The 22,688-nt window shown below is 71.8% G+C and carries 28 protein-coding genes; 9 read left to right on the top strand and 19 right to left on the bottom strand.

Annotated features, from left to right (window positions below; genetic code table 11):
• The 6 genes from AB0J42_RS33335 to AB0J42_RS33310 are packed head-to-tail and all read right to left on the bottom strand — an operon-like array spanning position 1 to position 5,819.
• A complete protein-coding gene (locus AB0J42_RS33335; protein WP_364301624.1) occupies positions 1-261 on the bottom strand; it encodes a monovalent cation/H+ antiporter complex subunit F in 261 nt (86 codons plus the stop codon).
• Positions 258-836, bottom strand: a complete 579-nt coding sequence (locus tag AB0J42_RS33330; RefSeq protein ID WP_364301622.1) for a Na+/H+ antiporter subunit E — start codon at positions 834-836, stop codon at positions 258-260. The genes AB0J42_RS33335 and AB0J42_RS33330 overlap by 4 nt, the downstream gene beginning before the upstream one ends.
• Positions 833-2,362 carry a Na+/H+ antiporter subunit D gene (locus tag AB0J42_RS33325; RefSeq protein WP_364301619.1) on the bottom strand — a complete coding sequence of 510 codons (1,530 nt, stop codon included), beginning with the start codon at positions 2,360-2,362 and terminating at the stop codon, positions 833-835. The genes AB0J42_RS33330 and AB0J42_RS33325 overlap by 4 nt, the downstream gene beginning before the upstream one ends.
• Positions 2,362-2,958: a Na(+)/H(+) antiporter subunit C gene (locus AB0J42_RS33320; RefSeq protein ID WP_364301617.1), complete on the bottom strand. Its 597-nt coding sequence runs from the start codon at positions 2,956-2,958 to the stop codon at positions 2,362-2,364. Before AB0J42_RS33320 ends, AB0J42_RS33325 begins: the two co-directional genes overlap by 1 nt.
• Complete coding sequence (locus AB0J42_RS33315; RefSeq protein ID WP_364301615.1) at positions 2,955-5,690, bottom strand: Na+/H+ antiporter subunit A; 2,736 nt, start codon at positions 5,688-5,690, stop codon at positions 2,955-2,957. The genes AB0J42_RS33320 and AB0J42_RS33315 overlap by 4 nt, the downstream gene beginning before the upstream one ends.
• A 3-nt stretch (positions 5,691-5,693) precedes the next feature.
• Complete coding sequence (locus AB0J42_RS33310; protein ID WP_364301613.1) at positions 5,694-5,819, bottom strand: hypothetical protein; 126 nt, start codon at positions 5,817-5,819, stop codon at positions 5,694-5,696.
• A 91-nt stretch (positions 5,820-5,910) separates the two neighbouring features.
• On the opposite strand from AB0J42_RS33310, the gene AB0J42_RS33305 reads away from it, so the two are divergent.
• Complete coding sequence (locus AB0J42_RS33305) at positions 5,911-6,474, top strand: NADAR family protein (protein WP_364301611.1); 564 nt, start codon at positions 5,911-5,913, stop codon at positions 6,472-6,474.
• Positions 6,475-6,483: 9 nt separating this feature from the next.
• Here AB0J42_RS33305 and AB0J42_RS33300 read toward each other — a convergent pair whose 3' ends face one another.
• Positions 6,484-7,407: a carbohydrate kinase gene (locus tag AB0J42_RS33300; protein WP_364301609.1), complete on the bottom strand. Its 924-nt coding sequence runs from the start codon at positions 7,405-7,407 to the stop codon at positions 6,484-6,486.
• A 35-nt stretch (positions 7,408-7,442) separates the two neighbouring features.
• Here AB0J42_RS33300 and AB0J42_RS33295 point away from each other — a divergent pair, with 35 nt between their 5' ends.
• The 3 genes from AB0J42_RS33295 to AB0J42_RS33285 all read left to right on the top strand — a co-directional run bounded on the left by AB0J42_RS33295 (position 7,443) and on the right by AB0J42_RS33285 (position 8,359).
• Positions 7,443-7,781 carry a helix-turn-helix transcriptional regulator gene (locus AB0J42_RS33295; RefSeq protein ID WP_364301607.1) on the top strand — a complete coding sequence of 113 codons (339 nt, stop codon included), beginning with the start codon at positions 7,443-7,445 and terminating at the stop codon, positions 7,779-7,781.
• The gene (locus tag AB0J42_RS33290) at positions 7,778-7,948 is read left to right on the top strand and encodes a hypothetical protein (RefSeq protein WP_364301605.1); all 171 of its coding nucleotides are present in this window, start codon (positions 7,778-7,780) and stop codon (positions 7,946-7,948) included. Before AB0J42_RS33295 ends, AB0J42_RS33290 begins: the two co-directional genes overlap by 4 nt.
• Positions 7,949-8,146: 198 nt before the next feature.
• Entirely contained in the window at positions 8,147-8,359 is a 213-nt protein-coding gene (locus tag AB0J42_RS33285) for a hypothetical protein (protein ID WP_364301603.1), read from the top strand.
• On the opposite strand, the gene AB0J42_RS33280 is transcribed toward AB0J42_RS33285, so the two are convergent.
• Both AB0J42_RS33280 and AB0J42_RS33275 read right to left on the bottom strand, forming a co-directional pair.
• Positions 8,343-9,158, bottom strand: a complete 816-nt coding sequence (locus tag AB0J42_RS33280; RefSeq protein WP_364301601.1) for a PIG-L family deacetylase — start codon at positions 9,156-9,158, stop codon at positions 8,343-8,345. The two genes, AB0J42_RS33285 and AB0J42_RS33280, sit on opposite strands and share 17 nt — an antisense overlap.
• Entirely contained in the window at positions 9,143-10,177 is a 1,035-nt protein-coding gene (locus tag AB0J42_RS33275; RefSeq protein WP_364301599.1) for a glycerophosphodiester phosphodiesterase family protein, read from the bottom strand. The genes AB0J42_RS33280 and AB0J42_RS33275 overlap by 16 nt, the downstream gene beginning before the upstream one ends.
• Positions 10,178-10,238: 61 nt before the next feature.
• Here AB0J42_RS33275 and AB0J42_RS33270 point away from each other — a divergent pair, with 61 nt between their 5' ends.
• The 3 genes from AB0J42_RS33270 to AB0J42_RS33260 are packed head-to-tail and all read left to right on the top strand — an operon-like array spanning position 10,239 to position 11,859.
• Positions 10,239-10,841, top strand: coding sequence for a TetR/AcrR family transcriptional regulator (locus tag AB0J42_RS33270; RefSeq protein ID WP_364301597.1), 603 nt, complete (start codon positions 10,239-10,241; stop codon positions 10,839-10,841).
• Positions 10,838-11,494, top strand: a complete 657-nt coding sequence (locus AB0J42_RS33265) for a VC0807 family protein (protein WP_364301595.1) — start codon at positions 10,838-10,840, stop codon at positions 11,492-11,494. The genes AB0J42_RS33270 and AB0J42_RS33265 overlap by 4 nt, the downstream gene beginning before the upstream one ends.
• A complete protein-coding gene (locus AB0J42_RS33260) occupies positions 11,491-11,859 on the top strand; it encodes a DUF6069 family protein (protein WP_364301593.1) in 369 nt (122 codons plus the stop codon). Before AB0J42_RS33265 ends, AB0J42_RS33260 begins: the two co-directional genes overlap by 4 nt.
• Here the strand turns inward: AB0J42_RS33260 and AB0J42_RS33255 are convergent.
• From AB0J42_RS33255 to AB0J42_RS33235, 5 genes are all read right to left on the bottom strand, one after another.
• Positions 11,847-12,908: a spore photoproduct lyase family protein gene (locus AB0J42_RS33255; RefSeq protein WP_364301591.1), complete on the bottom strand. Its 1,062-nt coding sequence runs from the start codon at positions 12,906-12,908 to the stop codon at positions 11,847-11,849. The two genes, AB0J42_RS33260 and AB0J42_RS33255, sit on opposite strands and share 13 nt — an antisense overlap.
• Before the next feature lie 25 nt (positions 12,909-12,933).
• Complete coding sequence (locus tag AB0J42_RS33250; RefSeq protein WP_364301589.1) at positions 12,934-13,680, bottom strand: DNA-formamidopyrimidine glycosylase family protein; 747 nt, start codon at positions 13,678-13,680, stop codon at positions 12,934-12,936.
• A gap of 25 nt (positions 13,681-13,705) precedes the next feature.
• Complete coding sequence (locus AB0J42_RS33245) at positions 13,706-15,226, bottom strand: acyl-CoA synthetase (RefSeq protein WP_364301587.1); 1,521 nt, start codon at positions 15,224-15,226, stop codon at positions 13,706-13,708.
• Positions 15,227-15,238: 12 nt separating this feature from the next.
• Complete coding sequence (locus AB0J42_RS33240; protein WP_364301585.1) at positions 15,239-15,748, bottom strand: GNAT family N-acetyltransferase; 510 nt, start codon at positions 15,746-15,748, stop codon at positions 15,239-15,241.
• A 100-nt stretch (positions 15,749-15,848) separates the two neighbouring features.
• Positions 15,849-16,931 (bottom strand): hypothetical protein, encoded by a 1,083-nt coding sequence (locus tag AB0J42_RS33235; protein ID WP_364301583.1) that lies wholly within the window; start codon positions 16,929-16,931, stop codon positions 15,849-15,851.
• Positions 16,932-17,077: 146 nt separating this feature from the next.
• On the opposite strand from AB0J42_RS33235, the gene AB0J42_RS33230 reads away from it, so the two are divergent.
• Positions 17,078-17,869, top strand: a complete 792-nt coding sequence (locus AB0J42_RS33230) for a hypothetical protein (protein WP_364301581.1) — start codon at positions 17,078-17,080, stop codon at positions 17,867-17,869.
• Positions 17,870-17,880: 11 nt separating this feature from the next.
• Here AB0J42_RS33230 and AB0J42_RS33225 read toward each other — a convergent pair whose 3' ends face one another.
• Positions 17,881-18,906, bottom strand: coding sequence for a hypothetical protein (locus tag AB0J42_RS33225; protein ID WP_364301579.1), 1,026 nt, complete (start codon positions 18,904-18,906; stop codon positions 17,881-17,883).
• A gap of 338 nt (positions 18,907-19,244) precedes the next feature.
• Here AB0J42_RS33225 and AB0J42_RS33220 point away from each other — a divergent pair, with 338 nt between their 5' ends.
• Positions 19,245-19,487: a hypothetical protein gene (locus AB0J42_RS33220; protein ID WP_364301577.1), complete on the top strand. Its 243-nt coding sequence runs from the start codon at positions 19,245-19,247 to the stop codon at positions 19,485-19,487.
• Here AB0J42_RS33220 and AB0J42_RS33215 read toward each other — a convergent pair.
• The 4 genes from AB0J42_RS33215 to AB0J42_RS33200 all read right to left on the bottom strand — a co-directional run bounded on the left by AB0J42_RS33215 (position 19,443) and on the right by AB0J42_RS33200 (position 22,661).
• On the bottom strand, positions 19,443-19,838 hold the full coding sequence (locus AB0J42_RS33215; RefSeq protein ID WP_364301575.1) for a DMT family transporter: 396 nt from the start codon (positions 19,836-19,838) through the stop codon (positions 19,443-19,445). The genes AB0J42_RS33220 and AB0J42_RS33215 overlap by 45 nt on opposite strands.
• A complete protein-coding gene (locus AB0J42_RS33210; RefSeq protein WP_364301573.1) occupies positions 19,835-20,806 on the bottom strand; it encodes an MsnO8 family LLM class oxidoreductase in 972 nt (323 codons plus the stop codon). Before AB0J42_RS33210 ends, AB0J42_RS33215 begins: the two co-directional genes overlap by 4 nt.
• A gap of 93 nt (positions 20,807-20,899) precedes the next feature.
• The gene (locus AB0J42_RS33205) at positions 20,900-21,850 is read right to left on the bottom strand and encodes an adenylate/guanylate cyclase domain-containing protein (protein ID WP_364301571.1); all 951 of its coding nucleotides are present in this window, start codon (positions 21,848-21,850) and stop codon (positions 20,900-20,902) included.
• 55 nt (positions 21,851-21,905) lie between these two features.
• The gene (locus AB0J42_RS33200) at positions 21,906-22,661 is read right to left on the bottom strand and encodes a FadR/GntR family transcriptional regulator (RefSeq protein ID WP_364301569.1); all 756 of its coding nucleotides are present in this window, start codon (positions 22,659-22,661) and stop codon (positions 21,906-21,908) included.
• Between the last annotated feature and the right edge of the window lie 27 nt (positions 22,662-22,688).

The raw sequence follows: 22,688 nt of genomic DNA, 5'->3' as shown, positions 1-22,688 counted from the left end.
TCACTTGCCCCCCTCCGGGAAGAAGTGCGCCAGCGACACCGTGCCGACGAACCCGAGCAGCGCCAGCACCAGCAGGATGGGCACGTCGGAGTAGTCGCCGTAGACGGCCGCGTAGGCACCCGCCCCGCACATCGCCAGCGACGTGATCACGTCCAGCGACACCGCCCGGTCCAGCGTCGTCGGGCCCCGGCCCAGCCGGTAGAGCGCCGCCGCCGCGCCGACGGCGAGCAGCGCCATCGTCACGAGGTACACCGTGGTCATTCGAGCTCCTTCCGGTCGGCGCGGGTGCCGAACGCCGACACGATCCGACTCTCCAGCGCCGCCACCTCGGCCCGGGTCTGCGTGGCCACCTTCTCTTCGGACCCGGACCGGCCGAGCACGTGGATCAGCAGCTCCCGCCGCTCCCGGTCGGCCCGGAGCACGAGACTCCCCGGCACCGTCGTCACACCGATCATGATGAAGACTGTCATGGACTCCGACGACGTACGCAGCCGGACCGGGACGAGCACGGTCGGCGGCGAAGGCGTGCGGATCACCCAATAGACCACCCGCGCCGTCGAGGTCACCAGATCCAGCAGGAACCAGGCCAGGAACCGCAGGAACGGCAGCGGCCGGAGCCGGATGCCGGGATCGAGCACCGGCAGCGGCAGCAGCCACGTGACCACCGCCCCCGCGATCAGCCCGCCCAGCACGGTGCCGAAGCTCAGCTCGCCCCAGAGCATGACCCAGATCAGCGCCAGCCAGCAGACCAGCGCCACCGGCACCGGCCGCCCGAACGGCCGCGGCACCAGCCAGTCGCGCTCCGGCCGCCGCGTCTTCTCCCGCCCGGCTGTCATCCCACCCCCAGCACCGCGTTGATGTACGGCTGACGCGCCATCAACTCCTCGGCCGCCCGGACCGTCAGCGACGACAGCGGCCCGGCCAGCACCGTGTAGGCCAGCCCCAGCACGATCAGCGCCGACACCGGGCCGTACAGCCCCGGCTGGGTCGTGAGGCTCCGCTCCACCGGCTCCTCACCCGCCTCCGGCGCGACCTCGCCCTCGCCCTGCTCCCGCCAGAACGCCTTCCCCCACACCTTCGCGATCGCGTACAGGGTGAGCAGGCTCGTCACCAGCGCGGCCACGACCAGCGCGACCGGCAGCAGGCCGCCGACGTCCAGGCCCGCCTGGACCAGCGCCAGCTTGCCCAGGAAACCGGACATGGGCGGGATGCCCGACAGGTTCATCGCGGGCACGAAGAAGAGCACCGACAGCAGCGGCGCCTTGCGCATCAGGCCGCCCAGCCGGTTCACCGACGTGGTGCCCGTGCGCCGCTCGATCAGGCCCGTCACCAGGAAGAGGTTCGTCTGCACGGTCATGTGGTGCACCGCGTAGAAGACGGCTCCCGCCAGCCCCGCCACGGTCGCCAGGCCGACCCCCATCACCATGTAGCCGACGTGGCTGACCAGGGTGAAGGAGAGCATTCGTTTGATGTCCGCCTGCGCCACCGCGCCCAGCACCCCGATGAGCAGGGTCGCCAGCGCCGCCCAGAGCAGCAGCGTCCCCACCGGCCCGCCGGGGAACAGCAGCGACTCCAGCCGGAAGATCGCGTACACGCCGACCTTCGTGAGCAGCCCGGCGAACACCGCCGTGGCGGGCGCGGGCGCGGTCGGGTAGGAGTCCGGCAGCCAGCCCGACACCGGGAAGATCGCCGCCTTGATCGCGAACGCCAGCAGCAGCAACAGCTCCACCAGCAGCTTCACCTGCGGCGTCAGATCCCCGAAACGCACCGCGAGCTGGGCGATCGACAGCGTCCCCGTCGCCGCGTACACCACCGCCAGCGCGATGAGGAACAGCATGGACGACATCAGCGCCATGACCGTGTACGTGGCCCCGGCCCGGATCCTCGACTGGGTGCCGCCGAACGTCAGCAGCACGTACGAGCCGCTCAGCAGCATCTCGAACGCCACGAACAGGTTGAACAGGTCGCCCGTCAGGAACGCGTTGGCCACCCCGGCCAGCATCACCAGGAACGCCGGGTGGAAGATCGCCATCGGGGCGACGTCCTCCTGCCGGTCGTAGGCGCTGACCACGGAGTAGACCATCACGCAGAGCGTCACCGCCGACGAGGTGACCAGCATGAGCGCGGACAGCCGGTCGGCGACCAGCGTGATGCCGATCGGCTGTTCCCAGCCGCCGATCCGCGCCACCATGGGCCCGTGCGTGTCGACCTGGACGAGCAGGATCGCCGAGACCACCAGGTTGACGGCCAGCGCGGAGATGCTGATGACACCCTGCAGATTCCGGAGCCGCGCGCCGATGGCCAGCTTGATCCCGGCGGCCAGCAGCGGGAGCAGCACCGGGATAGCGATCAGTGCTGCCACTACTCGTCGCCCTCCAGTTCTGGGTCGAGCGCGAGCGCCTGACGCTCCCGCTCGGCTCTGATGGTCCGCCGCATCTGCTTGCGCGCCTCCCGCTGGCGGGCCTTGAGCCGCCTGCGGTCGGCCCGGCGGTGCGCCAGCTGCTCACCTCTGGTCGGCTCGCGCAGTTCGGCGCGCTGCTCGGCCACCAGCCGGTCGTACTCCGCCTGCCGGGCGCGCACCCGCTCGCCCAGCTCGCCGCGGCGGGCGCGCAGCCGCACCCAGCGGTCCTCGGTGTCGTCGCTCACCTCGTCGGAGCCGCGCAGCTGCCAGGCCCGGTGGACCATGGCGAGCAGGAACGCGGTGACGGCCAGGGTGATGACGATCGCCGTCAGCACCATCGCCTGGGGGAGCGGGTCGGCCATCTCCTCCGGCGGGGTCTGGCCGAGCAGCGGCGGGCCGCCGGCGTTGCCGCCGAGGGTGACGATGAGCAGGTTCACCCCGTTGCCCATCAGGATGACGCCCACCAGCACCCGGACGAGACTCCGTTCCAGGACGAGCGTCACGCCCGCGGCGACGAGGAGGCCGCACACGATCAACGGCACCAGCGAGATCGTCATCCGGCCTCGACCTGCTCGTCGACCTGGGCGCCCAGCGCCCGCAGCACGTCCTGAACCATCCCCACCACCGTCAGATAGATCCCCACGTCGAACAGGGTCACCGTGGACAGATGCACGGTGCCGACCAGCGGCACCGCCACGTCCATGGCCAGCATGCGCAGCGCCTCACCGCCGAACGCCAGCCCGGCCAGCGCGGTCCCCACCGACAGCGAGAGCCCGGCCCCCAGCAGCACGCCCGGATGGACCGGCACCGCCCTGGCCAGCTCGTCGCGCCCGCCCGCGAGGTAGCGGACCGTGATGGCCAGCCCGGCCACGATCCCGCCCGAGAACCCGCCGCCGACCCGGGTGTGCCCCACGAACAGCAGGAACACCGAGAGCACGAGGATGGTGTGGAAGGTCAGCCGGGCGGCCACCTCGAAGGCGAGCGCCCGGTCCTTCTCCGGCAGCGCCGCGGCCAGCCAGGGCCGCCCGGGACGCGGGCGCGGCGGCCTCCTGTCGATCGCGTACGAGGTACGGCGCAGGAAGACCAGGCTGGTGACGCCGAGCGTGAGCACCACGATCACGGTGCTCTCGCCCATCGTGTCCCAGGCCCGGATGTCCAGCAGCAGGGCGCTGACGATGTTGCCGGCCCCCGCCCGTTCGGCCGCGCCGGCCATGAGGTCGCCGACCGGCTGGGCCTGCCGGGCGTCCATCGCCAGGATGCCCGCCACGACGACCACCGCCCCCGTCACCGCGCCCAGGCCGAGCCGCAGCCAGAACGGCAGCCTGGCCGGCACCGGCGGGTTCGACACCCGCCTCAGCACCAGCACGAACATGACCAGGCTGAGCGTCTCGGCCAGGAACTGGGTCAGCGCCAGGTCGGGGGAGCCGTGGGCGAGGAACAGCAGCGCGACCCCGTACCCCGTCAGGCCGCAGGCGACGGCCAGCAGCAGGTAGCTGCGGGCCCGCAGCGCGAGCACGGCGGCGGCCGCGATCAGCACGGCCAGCAGCGGCTGCTCGGGCCGCTCCCACGCCGTCACCGCCGCGTCCAGCGCCGGGAGCGGCCCGTACGACAGGACCATGGCGCCGACGCCGACCAGGGACAGCAGCGTGAGCAGCACGTAGTCGGGCACCGAACCCCGCTGGACGATGCCGGTGAACTGCAGCGCCGCCAGGTCGGTCCGGCGCACCGCGCTCCAGAACGCCACCCCCGAGTCCGTGATGTGCAGGGCCGAGCCCAGCCGCGCCACCGGCTCGCGCGCCAGGAAGAGCGCCCCGCCGCCGGCCAGCGCCACCAGCGACAGCAGCAGCGGCGGCCCCACCCCGCTCCAGAGCGCCAGATGGGTGCCGTGCCCGGGGTCGGGGAAGGCGGCCGTGTAGGCGCCCATCGCCCGCTCGTACCAGCCCGCCAGCGGCGCCAGCACCAGCCCCAGCCCGGCCAGCAGCGCGGCCGGCGCCACCATGAGCACCACGGGCCGCTGCACCTTGGTCGGCTTGCGGCCCGGCTTCGAGGCGAACGCCCCCCACAGGAAACGCAGCGTGTACGCGGCGGTCAGCGCCGACCCGGCCACCACCGCGACCAGCACGAGGGGGTCGGCCAGCAGCGCCTCCAGCGACGCCTCCTTGCCGACGAACCCCGCCAGCGGCGGCAGGCCCGCCATCGACGCCCCGGCCAGCACGCCCGCCGCGCACGTCCACGGCATCGCCTTGCCGAGCCCGCTCAGCCCGCGCAGGTCGCGCCGGCCCGCCGCCCGGTCCACCGTCCCCACCACCAGGAACAGCGACGCCTTGAACAGCGCGTGCGCGAGCAGCATCGCCACCCCCGCCAGCGCCGCCGCGCCCGTCCCGGCGCCGAACAGCACGATCAGGAAACCGAGCTGGCTGACCGTGCCGAACGCCAGCAGCCTCTTCAGGTCCGTCTCACGCAGCGCCCGCCAGCCGCCCAGCAGCATCGTCGCCGCGCCCAGCGGCAGCGCGACCGCCCGCCACACCGTGGCGTCGCCGAACGCGGGGCCCAGCCGGGCCATCAGGTAGACGCCCGCCTTGACCATCGCGGCCGCGTGCAGATAGGCCGACACCGGCGTCGGCGCGGCCATCGCCGCGGGCAGCCACGCGCTGAACGGGAAGATCGCGGACTTGCTCAGCGCCCCGACCAGCACCAGCACCAGCGCCACCGGCGCGACCTGCGGCGGGTCCGCCAGGATCACCGAGATCTGGTACGAGCCCGCGGCCTGCCCGATCATCACGAACCCGGCCAGCATCGCCAGCCCGCCCAGCGTGGTGACGACCAGCGCCTGCATGCCCGCCCGCCGGCTCGACCTGCTCTCCGGATTGTGCCCGATCAGCAGGTACGAGAAGACCGTCGTCAGCTCCCAGAACACGTACAGCAGGAGCAGATCGTCGGCCGTGACCAGGCCCAGCATGGCCCCGGCGAACGCCGTCATGAACGCGGCGAACCGGGCCAGCCCCGGATCGGCGGAGGCGAAATAGCGCGAACTGTAGACCATGACCAGCGCGCCCACGCCGGTCACCAGCGCCATCATCAGCAGGCCGAGCTCGTCGGCCCGGAAGGACAGGGTCAGCCCGAGAGCGGGCGCCCACGGACGGGAGGACGGCTCAGGGCCCAGCAGGGTGTAGATGAAGCCGGCCGCGGGCGCCGCCGCGAGCAGCAGCAACGACCCCCGCCCATACCGGCGCACAAGCCAGGGAGCACCAAGCGCGGCCGCCGCGTGCAGAATGAGCAGCGGCTCCATCCATCAGCCCGAAGTCGTCAGGCGGTCGCCGACTTCGCCACGCTTCCGCGACGTCTCCTCGGGCTCGTACATCAGTGAAATGCGCACCGTCACCTCGCTCGTGCCGTTTCCGGCGTGTGCCACCTGCAAGTCGTCAGAATACTCGGGGCGCTCCCGTGCTCCCGACCCGGCCCGGAGGAGATCACGCGGCGGAGTCGCGCCGTTATGACAGAGTGAGGCCATGTCGGAGAAGCTTCCCCGGTCCGTGCCGGAAGCCGTGGCCGCCGAACTGGCGGGCCTGCCGCTGCGCTACCTCACCTTCTGGGGCCACCGGCCCGCCCGCGGCGGCGGCGTCGGCCGGGGCTGCCTCAGCCAGTGGTGGCCCGCGGAATTCACCGAGGACGGGCGGCTCTACCGGACGGCCGAGCACTACATGATGGCGCACAAGGCGCTGCTGTTCGGCGACGGGAGGGCGGCCGAGAAGATCCTCGCCGCGGCGAGCCCCGGCGAGGCGAAGGCGCTGGGACGCGCCGTCGGCGGCTTCGACGAGGAGACCTGGGCCGCCCACCGTTACGACATCGTCGTCCGCGGCAACCTGGCCAAGTTCGGGCAGCACCCCGAGCTGAAGGAGTTCCTCCTGAGCACCGCCGGCCGGATCCTCGTCGAAGCCAGCCCCCTGGACCGGGTCTGGGGCATCGGCCTGTCTGCCGACGACCCGGCCGCCGCCTCACCTGCCACCTGGCGCGGCCTCAACCTGCTCGGCTTCGCCCTCATGGACGTCCGCGACACACTCTCCCGCCGCTGACCGCGCCGCCTACCCAGCGCTGGGGACGCGGGGCAGCCGGTCGGCGGGGAGATCGGCGCCCGCCACCGTGCAGGTCAGCGCCGCCACCTCGGCGGCGAACGCCGCGGCCTCCCGAACCTGTTCCAGATCCAGGCCGTCCAGCCGCCCGCCGAGCAGGCCGCGCTGGTCGAGCCAGTGCAACAGCCCGGCGGTGAACGCGTCGCCCGCGCCCACGGTGTCGACCACGTCCACCCGGGGCGCGGGCACCTCGGCCCGAGCCCCGTCCAGGGACACCAGGGCACCATCGGCGCCCTTGGTCACCACCACCAGCCGCGCCCCCGCGGCGTGCCACTCGTCGCACACCCGCTCCACCGGCTCACCCGGCCGCAGGAACTCCAAGTCGTCGTCGCTGAGCCGCAGCACGTCGGTGAACGCACACCACCGCTCGACCGCGTACGCCTCCCGCGAGGCCAGGCTGGGCCGCACGTTCGGGTCGACCGAGACCGTCACCCGCGCCGCCGCCGCGGCCGCGAACGCCTCCACCACGTCCCGCCCCGGCGGCCTGACCAGCGCCAGCGACCCGGTGTGCAGGCACCGCGCCCCGTCCAGCACCGGCCCGGCCAGCTCCGCCGCCGTCCACTGCCAGTCGGCGGTGCCCTCCGCGTGGAAGCTGTACCGCGCCTTCCCGTCGCCGTCGAGACTCGCCACCGCGAGCGTGCTCGGCTCCCGGGCGTCGACCGCGTACGCCAGATCGACCCCCGCCAGCCGCTCCCGGAACAGCTCCCCGAACACGTCACCCGACAGACGCCCCAGGAACCGCGCCCGCGTGCCGAGCCGGGCCAGCGCCGCCGCCGTGTTGGCCGGCCCGCCGCCGGGCAGCACCCGCAGCGTCAGCTCACCCTCGCGCCGCTCCGCGAACCCGTCGGCCACGCACTCACCCAGCACCGCGATCATCCGCCCACTTTCTCACGAGACGCGGACACCCCCATATGCACGTGAGACGCATGCAGGAGCCGACCTTCCTGATCCTGACCGCGCTGGCCGCCGGTCCACAGCACGGCTACGGCGTCATGACCGACGTGGAGCGCATCTCGGACGGCCAGGTCCGCTTGCGCGCCGGCACCCTGTACGCCGCGTTCGACCGGCTCCGGGAAGAGGGCCTGATCACCGAGGACCGGGAAGAGATCGTGGACGGCAGGGTGCGGCGCTACTACCGGCTGACCGGCGACGGCGCCGCCAGACTGGCGGCGGAGGCCGAACGCATGCGCAGGCACGCGCGCGCGGCGACGGCACGCCTGCGGGCCGCCGGTTCGGCGGGCCCGGCATGAGCCCGCTGGAAACCCGCTACCCGCGCGACCACCGGGCACGCCATCAAGAGGAGATGCTCGGCGTGCTGCTGGCCGCAGCACGTCCGGGCCGGCGCCACCCGGACCTAGCCGAGCTGACGGATCTGCTCCGGGGAGCGCTGCGCATGCACGCCCGGCGGGGCCGCTGATCGTCGCGGCCCTGGCCGTACTCCTCGACCGCCGCCGGTTCGCCGTGCTCGGCGTGATCGCGTTCGCGCTGTATCAAACCGCCGACCCGTTCTCGCCGGACCTGGACACGCTGCTGTCCCTCAACCACGGCTCCGTGCTGCTGGCGCAGGTGGCGGCCGTCGCCCTCGCCTTCATCCCCGGCGGCGCGCCGCGCGATCATGCTCGTTCCCCGGCGGCTCTTCCTGCTGTGGGGGCCGCTCGCGCTGGCCGGACCGGCCGCGAGCAAGGCCGTCGTGCGGTGGGTGGATGTGGTCGCCCATTCCGGGATCGTGAGCTGGAAGCCGGTGCCCTGGCTCGTCGTCGCGCTGGCGGCCGGGTACGCCTGCCGGTCGGCCGTGGGGCGGCGAGCAGGCGTCAGCGGAGGCCGGTGAAGAGGTCGTCCTCGTGGGCCGGGGTCTTGACGCGGCTGCGGACGCGGGTGAACGCCTCGTGGGAGAACATCTGGTGCTGGACGTGCGGCGGCATGCGCAGCGGGAAGATGTTCTCGCCCTGGCTGGCGTGGGCTTGCAGGGCCTTGAGCTTGCGGTCGACGTACGCGGAGACGTCGACGACGGCGTTGACCAGCTCGTCGGGGGTGCCGAAGTCGTCGCCGGGCTCGAAGTCGAACTCGACGCCCGCCTCGCGCAGGGTCGCGGCCATGTTGAGGACCGCGGCCCGGGGGATGGCGGTGTGGTAGAGCTTGGCGGGAACGCCGCCCTCGGCGGCGGCCATGGTGATGCGGTGGGCCTGGACGTGGTCGGGGTGGCCGTAGCCGCTGCCGCCGGTCTCGTCGTAGGTCACCACCACCTGGGGGCGGTAGCGGTCCATCAGCTCGGCCAGGCGGCCGGCCGCCGTCTCGACGGGCACGTTGGCGAAGGCGTCCGGGTGGGCGTTGGTGGCCCAGCCGGCCATGCCGGAGTCGCGGTAGCCGAGCAGCTCGACGTGCTCGATGCCCAGATGGTCGGCGGAGGCGCGCAATTCGGCCAGCCGGAGCTCGGCCACCTCGGCGGGGTCGTGGCCGGGCTCGCCGGGCTTCACGCCGCCCGGGCCGTCGCCCTGCTCGCCGTCGGTGCAGGTGACCAGGACAGTGCGGACGCCCTCGGCGGCATAGCGGGCCAGCACCCCGCCGGTGCTCAGGCACTCGTCGTCGGGGTGGGCGTGCACGGCCATCAGGGTCAGTCTGCTCTCCATGGCCGAAACCCTACTCGCCGCTCCCGACAGACCCGCGCGACGACGGCCCGGCCCATCGCGGGGTCGTCGCAGAACGCGCCGTCGACTCCCAGCTCCAGCAGCCGGCCGAGGAAGCCCGCCACGTCGCCGGTGGCGCGCGGGTAGTGGGGGCTGTCCGGGTCGCCGAGCCGGTGGTCGGCGGGGAGCTGGGAGTTCTCGTTGCGTACGGTCCACACGTGCACCTCGAGCCCCGCGCGGTGGGCGTCGCGGACGAGGCCGGTCGGCTCGCCGGTCCGGCCGTCCGGGCCGATGGGCAGCACGCGCCGGGTGTCGACGCCGATCCCGCGGGCGTACCCGGCGATCTCCTCCAGCCCCGCCGGGGTGACCAGGTCGTCGTAGGTGAGCCCGTCGCCGGCCCGGTCCCAGGGCGCGCCGTCCGCCCGGATGAGCTGGATGAGCGGCAGCCGCGTCCGGCCGGACAGCTCGCGCAGGTTGGCGGTCTCGAACGACTGGATGTACGCGTCGCGCACGCCGTGCCGTTCCAGGGTCTCCAGCAGCGGCTCCTCCAGCGGCAGGCCGATGGAGCGGAAGTACGTCGGGTGCTTGGTCTCCGGGTAGACGCCCACCCCGTGCCGGAGCGCGAGCTCCACGACCTCCTCGAAGGTCGGGATCGGGGCCAGCCCGTCGAAGGCCGTGTTGCCCGGGCGCAGGCCGGGCACCCGTTCCCTGGCCCGCAGCGTTTTCAGCTCGGCGAGCGTGAAGTCCTCGGTGAACCACCCGGTCACCCGGCGGCCGTCGATCGTCTTGGTGGTGCGCCTGTCCGCGAACTCCGGCCGCCCGGCCACGTCGGTGGTCTCGGAGATCTCGTTCTCGTGCCGGGCGACGAGGACGCCGTCGGCGGTGGGGACGAGGTCGGGCTCGATGTAGTCGGCGCCCATGGCGATCGCCGTCTCGTACGAGAGCAGGGTGTGCTCGGGACGGTGGGCGCTCGCGCCGCGGTGCGCGATCACGATGGGCGCGGGGGTCGATGAGGTCACCACGAGGACGACCGTACCGGGCGCGGGGGTTGGCAGAGTTACTTGGATGAGTTATTTTTTACCCATGCAAGTAAGAAAGCGGACGATCACGGGGGAGGCGCGGCGCGCGCAGATCATCGCCGCGACCATCGAGACCCTCGGGCGGCTCGGCTACGGGCAGACCTCGTTCGCGAAGATCGCCGAGCGGGCGGGGCTGAGCAGCACGCGGCTCATCTCGTACCACTTCGCCGGCAAGGACGAGCTGATGGCCGCGGTCGTCGCGCACGTGCACGAGAAGGTGGGACGGTTCATGCACGAGCGGGTGAGCGCGCAGCCCGACGCCAGGAGCAGGCTGCGCGCCTACATCGGCGGGCTGACCGAGTTCCACGCCGCGCACCGCGACGAGATGGAGGCGCTGCTGACCATCTTCCTCAGCCATCCCGGCGAGGCCGGCTCGTACGGCCCTGAGGAGGAGACACGCACTCTCAGCCACCTGGAGCGCATCCTGCGCGACGGCCAGGAACGGGGGGAGTTCCGCCCGTTCGACCCGTTCGTCATGGCCGCCACGATCCAGCGCTCGCTCGACGGGCTGCCGTTCCTGCTGCGCGCCAAGCCGGACCTCGACCTGGAACACACCGCACGCGAGCTGGAGACCATGTTCGACCTCGCCACCCGGGCGGGGCCATGAGAAAGCCGTGGCTGACCGTCGCGCTCAACCTCGTCGTGCCGGTGGCGATCTACTACGGGCTGCGCGCCGCCGGGGTGAGCGTCTACCTGGCGCTGCTGGCCGACACGCTGGTGTCCGCCGCGTACACCGGCGTCAAGCTGCTGCGCGAGCGGCGGCTCGACGGGCTGAGCGCGTTCTTCACCGCCATGCTCGCCGTCGCGGTGCTGGTCTCACTGGTCAGCGGCGACGAACGGCTGCTGCTGGCCAAGGAGGGCTGGGTCACCGCCGCCGCGGGTCTCTGGTTCCTGGCCTCGGTGCGGATGTCCCGGCCGCTCGCCTACCTGTTCACCCGGCCCCTGCTGGAGCGCCGCTACCCGTTCGGCCCGGCGCGCGAGCCGTGGGACGTCTACTGGGAGCGCCTGCCCCGCTTCCGCCGCATCTGGCGGGTGTCGTCCGTCATCTGGGGCGTCGCGCTGCTGCTCGACGCCGCCGCGCGGGTGGCGATCGCGTACGTGCTGCCCGCCGACACGGTGCGGGTGGCCGGAATGCTCCTGTACGTGGCCGCCACCGTCCTTACGATGATCATCACCAATGTCCACCATGTGCTGAGCGGGCTCTACAACGGCTGGAGCAGCCTGTACGAGCCGCTCAGAAGAGAGGAACAGCCCGCATGAACCGCCGCCTGCTGACCATCGCCGCCGCCGTCGCCGCCACCTTAGTCGTCTGGCTCGCCGCCGTCCCGATCCTCGGCGTCGAGCTCGCCGCCCGGACCGGAGGCGGAACCATCGAGGTCGGGCCGGGGGCGGTGGTGATCGCCACCGTCGTCGCGGGCCTGGCCGGCTGGGCGCTGCTGGCCCTGCTCGAACGCCTCACCCCGCGCGCCCGCGTCATCTGGACGGCCATCGCCGCCGCCGTCCTGGTGCTGTCGATGCTCGGCCCGCTCGGCGGGATCGGCGCGGCCTCGCAGCTCACGCTCGCCCTGATGCACCTGGCCGCCGGCGCGGTCATCATCGCCGGGCTGCGCGGTCAGAAGGCGTAGCGGACCCGGCAGAAGGGCAGCCGCTCGGCGATGAGGCCGGTGAGCGCGGCCACGTAGCGGCCCTTCCGGCCGGTGCGGTAGCGGACGTTCCGGCCGCCCGTCTGCGAACGCTTGGGCTGCTGCAGGTCCGGCCGCCACAGCAGCTCCTCCGCCTTCGGATGCCAGCCCAGGTTCACCTCGTGCAGCCGGTCGTTGTGGGTCAGGAAGATCACCTCGGCGGCGAGCCGCTCGCGGGCCGCCGGGCCGATCCCGTCGCCGAGCTGGTCCAGCAGCTCCGCCCAGTCCTCCAGCCAGCCGTCCCTGACCACCACCGGGCTGAAGTTGACGTGCACCTCGTACCCGGCGGCCACGAAGTCGTCGATCGCGGCGATACGCTCGGCCACCGGGCTGGTGCGGATGTCCAGCAGCTTGGAGTCGGACTCCGGCATCAGGCTGAACCTGACCCTGGTGCGCCCGCGCGGATCCCAGCCGAGCAGGTCGCGGTTGACGTACTTGGTGGCGAAGCTGGCCTTGGCGTTCGGCAGGCCGCCGAAGAGCTCCACCAGGTCGCGCACGTTCCGCGAGATCGTCGCGTCCACCGAGCAGTCGGAGTTCTCGCCGATGTCGTACACCCAGGCGTGCGGGTCCACCTGGTCAGGCTCCGGCTTGACGCCCTGGCGGGCGGCGTGCCTGGCCAGATAGCCGGTGATCTGCTCGATGTTGGCGAACACCGTGATCGGGTTGCTGTAGCCCTTGCGGCGCGGCACATAGCAGTACGCGCACGCCATCGCGCAGCCGTTGGCCGTGGACGGGGCGATGAAGTCGCTGGAGCGGCCGTTCGGGCGGGCGGTCAGCGACTTCTTGGTGCCGAGCACCAGCGCCTCGGTCTTGATCCGCACCCAGCGGGCCACGTTGGTCTCGTCGCCGTACAGCTCGGGGATGCGGTCGTGCCGCTCGACCTCGACCAGCTCGGCGTCCGGGAAACCGGCCAGGACCTCCTGGCCGCGCGGCAGCTCGGCGGCGGCGGGCTCGTAGTAGATCCGGCGGATGTCGAGGAGGTTCTCGCGCATCCTGGTAAAACAACCTGACGGAGCGTCATCTTCCCTGGTCGACGGGGCACGCGTAGGCGGTGCGGGAGGCCAGCGTCCAGGTGCGCACGGCGGCGCCGCACCGGCGGCAGGCGTCGCGCTTGTACACCCAGCGCTCGTCCGGCGCCGCCGGGTCGCTGACCACCTGCCCGGCGTCCCGGCCCAGCGCCAGATAGCGGACCGCGTCGTCCCAGAGCCGCCCGGCCGCCGCCGCGCCCACGCCGCGCGCCCCCGGGTCCAGCCCGGCCAGGAACAGCAGCTCCGCCCGCCACGCGTTGCCGATGCCCGCCCACACGCCCTGGTCCAGCACCGCCGCGCCGACCGGGCCGGAGTACGAGGCGAGCCGCCGCACCGCCTCCTCCCGGTCCGCGCCGGGCCGCAGCGGGTCCGGGCCGAGGGAGGCGGCCAGCGCGGCCACCTCGCCGTCCGCCAGGGACTCGCACCTGATGGGGGCGATCAGGTCGAACGCCACCGCGTCCGTCGCCAGCCGCAGCCGCGTCCCGGCCCGCGGGGGAGTGGCCGGATCGTCGCGGCGCAGGAACAGCCCCCGCATGCCCAAATGGACGTGGACGACCGGAGCGGCGTCGAACACGTACAGCAGGTGCTTGCCGAGCGCCTCCACCCGCTCCACCGCCCGCCCGTCGTACGGCGCCGCGTCGAACCGGCCCTGCGGCGAGACGGCCCGCACCGTCCGGCCCGCCAGCGCCGCGTGCTGCTCGCCGGCGTAGCGGTGCACCAGATGTCCCTCCGGCATACCCCGGCCCTACCCGGAGCGGCGGTCAGAACGCCTCGCGCAGCTCCCGCTTGAGCACCTTGCCGCTGGCGTTCTTCGGCAGAGACTCGACGAACCGGACGTGCTTGGGCGTCTTGAACGGCGCCAGCCGCTCCCGCAGGAAAGCCACCAGTTCCTCGGCGGTGAGGCTCGCGCCCTCGCGCAGCACCACCGCCGCCGTCACCGCCTCGATCCACTTCTCGTCCGGCACCCCGAACACGGCCGCCTCCGCCACCGCCGGATGCTGGTAGATCGCCTCCTCGACCTCGCGGCTCGCCACGTTCTCGCCGCCGGTCTTGATCATGTCCTTCTTCCGGTCGACCACCGACAGGTAGCCGTCCTCGTCCATCACGCCCAGGTCGCCGCTGTGGAACCAGCCGCCGCGGAACGCCTCCGCCGTCTTCTCCGGGTCGTTCCAGTAGCCGAGCATGGCGTGCGGGCTGCGGTGCACGATCTCGCCCACCTCGCCGGGCGGCAGCGGCTCGCCGTCCTCGCCGACGATCCGCGTCTCCACGTTCAGCGCGGGCCGGCCGGCCGAGCCCAGCCGGGTCAGCTGCTCCTCCGGCCGCAGGATCGTGGCCACCGGCGCCATCTCCGTCTGCCCGTAGAAGTTGAACAGCCGCACGTTCGGCAGCCGCGCCGCGATCTCCTTCAGCACCTCGACCGGCATGATCGAGGCGCCGTAGTAGCCCTTGCGCAGCGACGACAGGTCACGCCGGTCGAAGTCGGGGTGGCGCAGCAGCCCGATCCAGACCGTCGGCGGGCAGAACAGCTTGGTGGCCCGCTCCGCCTCGATCGCCGCCAGGATCCCCGCCGGGTCCGCGCCGGGCAGCACGATGTTCGTCGCCCCCAGGTAGACGCCGGGCGTGAGGAAACAGTGCAGCTGCGCGCAGTGATAGAGCGGCAGCGCGTGCACCTCCACGTCGTCGCCGCTCATCTCCCCGTCCACCACGCACGTCACGTACTGGGAGATCAGGCTCCGGCTCGACAGCGTCGCCCCCTTGGGCCGGGACTCGGTGCCGCTGGTGTACATGAGCTGGATCGGGTCGTCGTCGCCGATCTCCACACCCGGCTCGGCGTCGTCACCGTGCGCTGCCCAGTCGCCGAACGATTCCCAGCCGTCGCGGCCCGCCCCGATGACGCCGCGCACCGCCACCCGCTCGCCGGCCGCGCTCCGGGCCACCGGCAGCAGCGCCTCCTCCACGAGCATCCCGGTCGCTCCCGAGTGCTCCAGGATGTACGCGACCTCCTCCGGGCCCAGCATGAAGTTGATCGGCACCGAGATCGCGCCCAGCCGGGCCAGCGCGAAGTAGGCGACCACGAACGCGTGGTTGTTGTGCGAGAGGATCGCGAACCGGTCGCCCTTGCGCACCCCGCGCGCGGCGAGCGCGTTGGCGGTCCGGTTCACCGTACGGTCCAGATCGGCGTAGCTCTGCCGCAGCTCGCCGTAGACGACGGCGGTCTTGGCGGGATAACGGGCGGCGGAGCGGCGGAGCAGGTCTCCGATGGCATGCTGGCGAGTCGTCATACCGGACATCCCTCACGTTGCCGAACATTGTTCGGGAATCTTATGGGGCTGGCGCAGATCTTTCACCAGAATCCGGCACACGTCCGGCACCTGCTCCTCACGCCCGCCGGGCAGATAGATCCGGCGCGTGGTCGGCACGGGAGGATGCGGCCACTCCTCGTACCCGAGCCGCCGATATAAGGACCGCACCCGCACGTTCCGCGGATCCACCCCCAGCGCCACCCGATCATGACCCAGCCGGCGCAGCCACTGCTCGGCGGCGGCCATCAGCCGCGTCCCGATCCGCTGATTGCGGTGCTCCGGCGCCACCTCCAGATGGGTCAGCAGGGGCACCCCGGGCAGCCGCTCCCGCACCTCCGGCTCCTCGGCCTCCTCCAGCCGCAGGTACACGTCCCCGATCGGCTCGAACCCGTGCCACGCCACCAGCAGCACCCCGCGCTTGTCTCGCTGGCGCGCCAGCTGCGCCCGGAAGTACGGTTCCTGCCCCAGCGCGTTCACCAGGGCGACGAGATCCCCGTCCACGGCCGCTCGAATGCGGACATGAAGCATGACATCTACAATCGAGCGCCGAAACAGTAGATAACAAGCTAACTCCGCCGATCTGTCATATAACGCCTACTGCTCAGCGTTTTGTCGGCGGATATTGCCGCCCCGCACGGGTGCCGCGGCGGTCGGGAGTGGCGAGATAACGCAACGCGTACCCGACGGGCTTGCCGGTGGGCAGCAATTCCACGAACTCCCGCCACACCTTGCCGTCGGCCCGCCACTTGTCGAGATACTCCACGCAGAGGTCGGGGCTGATGAGCGCCAGGCGCCCCCGCGCGGCCCTGAGCGACTCCTCCATGCGACGCCGCTCGTCGTCGTCCACCCGGGCATGCGGCAGGCGGGCGAGGATGCTCTCGATGAATCGGCGGCGCCTGACCAGGAACGCGCTCCAGTGCCGGAGGTCGGCCTCCGCCAGGCTCCGGCCCTCGTCGAGGAGCCAGAACACGCCCTCGGCCAGGACGTCGCCCATCTCCTCCGCCCTGGCCCTGCTGGTCGTGCGGAACGGGTCGTAGGGCGCCTGCTTCACCTGGCCGGTGACGGCGAGCGGGCGGAGTCCTTGCTCTGTCAGCAGATAGAACCAGTCTTCGTTGTAGATGTTCGGAAAGAAGGCGACGTCGCGCACCGTCTCCACGACCAGCGCCCCGCCGCCGACGAACGTCTCCTGATGCCCGCCGACGGCCCGGTAGGCATGGCACACCACCGAGTTGTCCGGAAACCCGCCGATCGACAGCCCGGCGGCGTCGAAACGGTCGAGCAGCCCGGCCGCCCTGCGGAGGTCGTCCGGAGCTCCCACCTCGATGTCGTCGTCGAGGAACGCGATGCGCTCCCAGCCGGCGATCCTGGCCAGGGCCAGCGCGTAGTTGCGCTTGGCCGCGGTGTCGGCGTGCCGCCGCAGCTTCTTGGGCAGCACGGTGGAGGTCTCCAGCGTCGGCAGCCGCGCCGCCGCGTGCTCATTGAAGTCGACGGCGATCAGATCGGCGCCGGGAGGGGCGTCGGCCCGTACTTTTCCGGCGCTGGTCCACTTGCCGCTGCACAGGACGACCAGCGGGCACCTCAGCGCGTCCGCCAGGCGGAAAACATGCCGGAGGTAACGGCTCGGGCGGGCGGTCGGCACCACGATCGCGTCGATCCGGGCCATGCCCGCCGGAGCGTCGAACACGTGCAGCAGATGCCGGTGCGAGGAATGGTGATTCGACGCCGGCGATCTTCGATATGACGTTGACGGGACCGATGTGCTTTCCGGCCCCGGTGCAGAGTAGTTCATGAAGGCGTTCCGTCTGTCACGTGCCGAGGAAGGATGGCGCGATGCACGAGCTGGTCGTCAACCTGATCGCCGCCGCCCTTTTCTCCCTGCTCGGATTCTTGGCTGGAGTTTCACGCTCGCTGGTGGGCATGTATCGCCGCCGCCGTGCGCACGGCTTCTGGCGCCGGTTCGGTAACGGAGCCCTGCATGTGGTCGTCGCTCCGTTCAGAGGTCACTCCCAGGTGAAATGGGAGCCCTCCGGGCTGTACGGGACCGGTGACATGGTGGCACTTCATGAACTCCAGACAACGATGGCGACACTGCGCAGACCTGTGTTCGACGTCGTCTTCGAAGAGGGCATCGGCCGCAACGACAAACGCGACAACCTCATCCTGATCGGCGGGCCGGACGCCAATCCGATCACCCGCGAAATCCTGGACGGAGTCGGCCGGTTACACCGTCTCGGCCTCCGCTTCAGAAAGAGATGGTTCTCTCCCACGACGCTCCTGGATCTCAGGGAGGGAAAGACGCTCGCCCCCAGATGGGAGCGGAGCACTCTCAACAGGAAGAACGAAGCCGTCGTCGATTATGGAATTATCGTTTTCGCGGAGAACCCGTTCGACGATCGGCGCCGCGTTCTCGTGGTCGCGGGCGTCTACGGATACGCGACTCTCGCCGGAGTCATGCTGCTGAACGATCCGGCGTTCCTCGACGATCCCGTCGTCAGATCGGGGCTCCCGTTCGAGTGCCTGTACGAAGCAGAGGTCGTCGGCAATATCGTCATCAGGCCCAGACGGGAACGGTGGCGGACCCGGTTGCTTCCGCCGGCGGTTCCCGTCACCGAACGGTGGTGACCCCGGGGTGATCAGTCAGGCCATTCGACCAGCCTCAATTCGTCCAATGTCCAGTCGGGCGTGACGACCTTGCCCCTGACGACGCGGACCTTGCTCAGCAGCGCGAAGGCCTCGACGCCGGCGAACCGGTCGTAGAGCCACGCGGTGTTGCGGTCCCTGAACTTGACATCGGTAAGAGCTCGCGCCACGCCGAGCGTGCCGCGGCCGTACATGCCGTTGCAGATCGTCAGCGTCCGTTTGGCGTTGTACGGGTTGGGCCCGCGATAGAACAGGGCCACGTCCTCCCGCAGCTGGCCGTCCACCAGTTCGGGGTGGAAACGCTTCTCCCCGTGCGAGAAGTACGCCCCGTGCTCGCCTTCCCAGTCGTTGACCTGCTTGAACGGCAGGTCGAGGTCCTGGAAGACGTTGCTGGTCAGGTCGTTCCAGTCGACGCCGCCCAGCAGCACGAGATGGGAGGTGAGATCGTCCGGCTCCAGCTCGTCCGGGGTGTGGCGGCGGACCTCGCTGGCCGGGTTGAAGGCGCGGATGTGGCCGTGCAGCTCGAACAGCGCGTCGAGGTCGGCGTAGGTGTAGAGCTCGATGTGGTCCGGGTCGTCGGGATTGACGTAGGGCATGCGCGCCAGCCAGTCGTTGGGCAGCCGCGCGCAGACGATGACGACCTGCTTGCCGTCGTCGAACTGCCACGGGTTGGCGACCGCGGGCGCCTGGCCGCGACTCAGGGCGGCCGCGCGCAGGTCGAGAAGCTCCCGCAGGAGCTTCTCGCGCAGCTGGGACTCCTCGGCCGTCAACTCGGCCTCGTCGAGCGGGACGAGGCCGCCGTCGCTGAGCGAGCGGCGGGTGCAGAAGATCAGCGCGTACGCCTCCAGGCGGGAGACCGGCGGCACCTTGGGGTTGCCCTCGTTCTCCCACGACGAGATGAGGGGCACGCTGACGTTGAGCGCGTGGGCCAGCTGCGGCTGCCTGACTCTCGTGCCGGGCCACTGCTGGAGGCGTAGCTGCCGGAGCCGGCGTGCTAAGGCCTGACCGGAATCCGCCATGAGGACACCTCCATTCGAGGTTCAACGCCTTCAGTAAACCTCTACCCACTGCCGTAGGCGAGGGTGAACGCGCAGGCCAACGCCGAAAATCCGCAGACTTGCCGACGGGCGGCCATTCTAGTGCAGTTGGACTTACCCTGTCCGGCGATTAACAGGCCCAAACTTTGGGCAGACTTCAGTCAAGAACTGAAGGTTTACTGAAGTTCAGGGGGATTTCGCGCGTGACCGGCAGCGCCCCTCCGGGAGGGCCGGGCCGTCCGGGCGATCGTCCTCAGGAACATGCGGCAGCGTCGCCGCACGCACATGGCCCCTCGTAGCCGAACCACAGGGACCCCACCATGTTCCACACCGCATCACTCGCGGCCACGATCGCGAGCCCCGAGGGCGTCGCGATGGCGCGTGGCCTGCTCTACCTCGTCGCCTTCCTCGCCGTCTGGACTGTCATCACCGCCATCCGTCACATCGCCAAGGTCGTCACCACGCTGCTCCGCGCGACCCTCGTGGTCGTCGCCCTGACGGCCGTCGGCGCGGCCGCGCTAGCGGTCGTCGCACAGCTCGCGCTCGTCCTGCAGCTCAGCTGACGGGCAGGCGGGCCCCGCGCCCGGGTCTCGCGGGCGCGCCCGCCTGTCACCGCGATGGACGATGACGACCGCCGCGAGACCGACGGCCAGGCCGAGCACGGTCTGCACCCCGAACGGCTCGCCGAACATCACGGCTCCCCAGACCGCCGTGACGGGGGCCATGAGGAACATGAGCGTGTTGACCTCGGTCACTCCGGAGCGCCGCAGGATGAGCCAGTACAGCCCGTACCCGCCGAAGGTCGACAGGGCCACCAGCCAGGCGACGGCGGCCCAGAACGAGCCCTCGTCGGGCGGCCGGGCCTCCCCGGCGAGCACGGCCAGCGCGAAGCCCTCCTCCGCCGCGAAGCTCACCACACCAGCCGGGCCAGCCGCCGGTAGGAGTCCAGCCGGTCGTCCAGGTCGTAGGTGTTCATCGTCACCAGCACCTCGTCGGCCCCCGTCACCGTCACCAGGTCCCGCAGCCGCGCCGCGACCTCGTCCTCGGTCCCGCTGATCTGCCCCTTGAGCGCGTCCTCCAGCCGGGCGCGCTCCCGCTCCGGCAGGTCCATTCGCAGGATCTCGCCCGGCGGGCGCAGCGGCGGGAACTCGCCGCGGACCCGGGAGCGCGCGGTCGCCCACGCCTCGGGGAGCTGCAGCGCCGCCGCCCGCTCGGCGGTCTCGCCGACCGCGACGTTCGCGGCCACCATCACGTACGGATCAGCACTCCATTCCGACGGCCGGAACGCGGCCCGATAGCGGGCGGCCGCCTCGGCCGGGGACGAGCCGCCGATCACCAGGGGCAGGCCGAGCGCCGCGGCGATGTCCGCCCCCGACCCCACGGCCAGCACGAACACCTGCGGGCGCAGGCCCTCCGCCGGGATCGCGTGCACGCCCGGGTAGGCGTCCTGGCCGCCGGTGAAGAAGCCCAGCAGCTCCGTCAGCTGCGTGGGGAAGCCCTCCGCGGCCTCCCTGCCCACGCCCAGCGCCTTGCGGATGCCCCCGGTGAAGGCCACCGACCGGCCGAGCCCCATGTCGATCCGGCCCGGATGCAGCGACTCCAGCACGCCGAACTGCTCGGCCACCACCAGCGGCCGGTGGTTGGGCAGCATCACGCCGCCGGTGCCCACCCGGATCCGGGAGGTGGCCGCCGCGACGGCCGCCGCCAGCACGGTCGGCGCCGACCCCGCCACGCCCGGGACGCTGTGGTGCTCCGACACCCAGAACCGGTGGTAGCCCAGTTCCTCGGCCTCCCGGGCGAAGCGCACGGTGTCGCGGAGCGCCGCGGCCGGGGCCTGCCCCTGCCGGATCAGCGAACGGTCGAGTATCGAGAGCGGCGTCACGTACCCGATAACAAGACAAGTCGGGAAATGTTCCTCCTCGCCGTGGACCCCGAGCGACCAGATCGTGAAGGTGAACAGAAGCCGGTCGGCGGCTCAGGCGCGGGTCACGGTGAACGGGACCAGCTCGCCGAGACCCCGTACCGACAGCCGGTCCACCGCCCGCAGCCGGAACTCCTCGTCGTCCGCCAGGTCCTCGGCCGTCTGCGGGTCGGCCAGGATCGTGCCCGGCAGGGCGAGCGCGGTGAGGCGGCTGGCCAGGTTGACGGTGGTGCCGAACACGTCGCCCATCCGCCACACCACCGGCCCGGCGGCCAGGCCCACCCGCAGCTCCGGCATGCTCTTGGTCTTGGCGTGCGTCTCCAGCAGCCGCAGCCCGATGTCGGCGGCCACCCGCGAGCTCTCCGCCACGAACAGCACCGAGTCGCCCAGCGTCTTGATCACCCGGCCGCCGGAGGAGGTGACGATGTCGGCCGAGCGGCCCTCGAACCGGTCGACCAGCGCCGCCAGCTCGGTTTCGGTGATCTGCCTGCTCAGCCGAGTGAACCCCACCAGGTCCGCGAACCCGACCGTCACCCATACCGAACTGAGGTCCTGCACGGCGAGCCGTCCCGCGGCGGCGGCGAGCTGGCGCTGCCAGGCGTACACGAGCAGCTTGGCCAGGTCGGGCACCACCCGCTCGGCCCGCCGGCGCCACGCCCGGGGCCGCTCGGCCAGCGGCACCCCCGCCTGGTCCAGCGCTTCGGCGCCCAGCGCGGCCTGCGACTCGGCCAGCCGGGTCGTCGCCCGCCCGAGCGCGCGGGCGATGAGAAGCACGTGGTCCTCGTCGTAGACGCCGTCGCTGACCATGCCGAGCAGCGTCCTGAGCGCCTCGACGTCGGAGTCGGTGAACTCCACGGCGTCGTCGGCCACGTTGGCGAAGCCGAGCGCCCGCCAGAACCGCCGGGCACGGTAGACCGGCACGCCCGCCATCTCGGCCACCTGATGGCTGGTGTAGCGGCGCGGTTCGCGCAGGAACGCGTCGGCCAACGTCTCCTCCCCAGCCACGGCTGCAACATAGCACTTTCACCTGGAACGCAACGCGTGGCACCCCCTGGGGGATTCACTCCTCCAGCAGCGCGCGCAGCGCGGGACGCTCCTCTTCCGGAACGTAGCCGACGTAGTAGTCGTACATCGTCTCCCGCGACAGCCGGGCCGCGAGCGGGCCGTCACCGGCGCGGACCGCGTCGAGCACCTCCTCGTGGTGCCGGATGCTGCGCCGCATGAGCGCCACCCGGTCGTCCGACGAGGCGATCTTCTTGGCTATCAGCCCGAGCACGATCGACCGGACCACGTCCGTGCTGATCTGGATGAGCTTGTTGCCCGAGGCCCGCGCCACCGCGTCGTGGAAGGACACGTCGGCCTTGCTGAACTCGTCGTAGCTGACCTCGGCCGCCTCGCGCATCCGCCCGATCGCCGCGTCCATCTCGGCGAGCTGCTCGTCGGTGCGGAGCCGGGCCGCCAGCAGGTTCGCCGAGGCGTCCAGCACCATCCTGAACTGCACCAGCTCGCCCAGCGACAGCTCGTCCACGCGCGCCAGCGTGGTCATCGACTTGTGCAGCGCGGCGGGCGAGAACGGCAGCACCTCGGCCCCGTTCGGATCGCCGGGCCGCGACTGGACCAGCCCGCGCGCCTGCAGCACCCGCAGCGCCTCACGGACCGTCGAGCGGCTCACCGAGAACTGCGCCATCAGCTCCCGCTCGCTCGGCAGCCGCTGACCCGGCCTGAGCGTCCCCGTCTCGACAGCCTCCTCGATCTGCTCCACGATGCGCTCGTACGCGCGAACGGTCCGTACGGGCTCGAACCGCGGACCACCCATTGAAGCCCCCTTGACCTGAGCCGTAGC

Source organism: Nonomuraea sp. NPDC049649 (assembly GCF_040675175.1).
Lineage (GTDB): Bacteria > Actinomycetota > Actinomycetes > Streptosporangiales > Streptosporangiaceae > Nonomuraea.
This window is presented reverse-complemented; position numbering and strand designations above follow the sequence as displayed.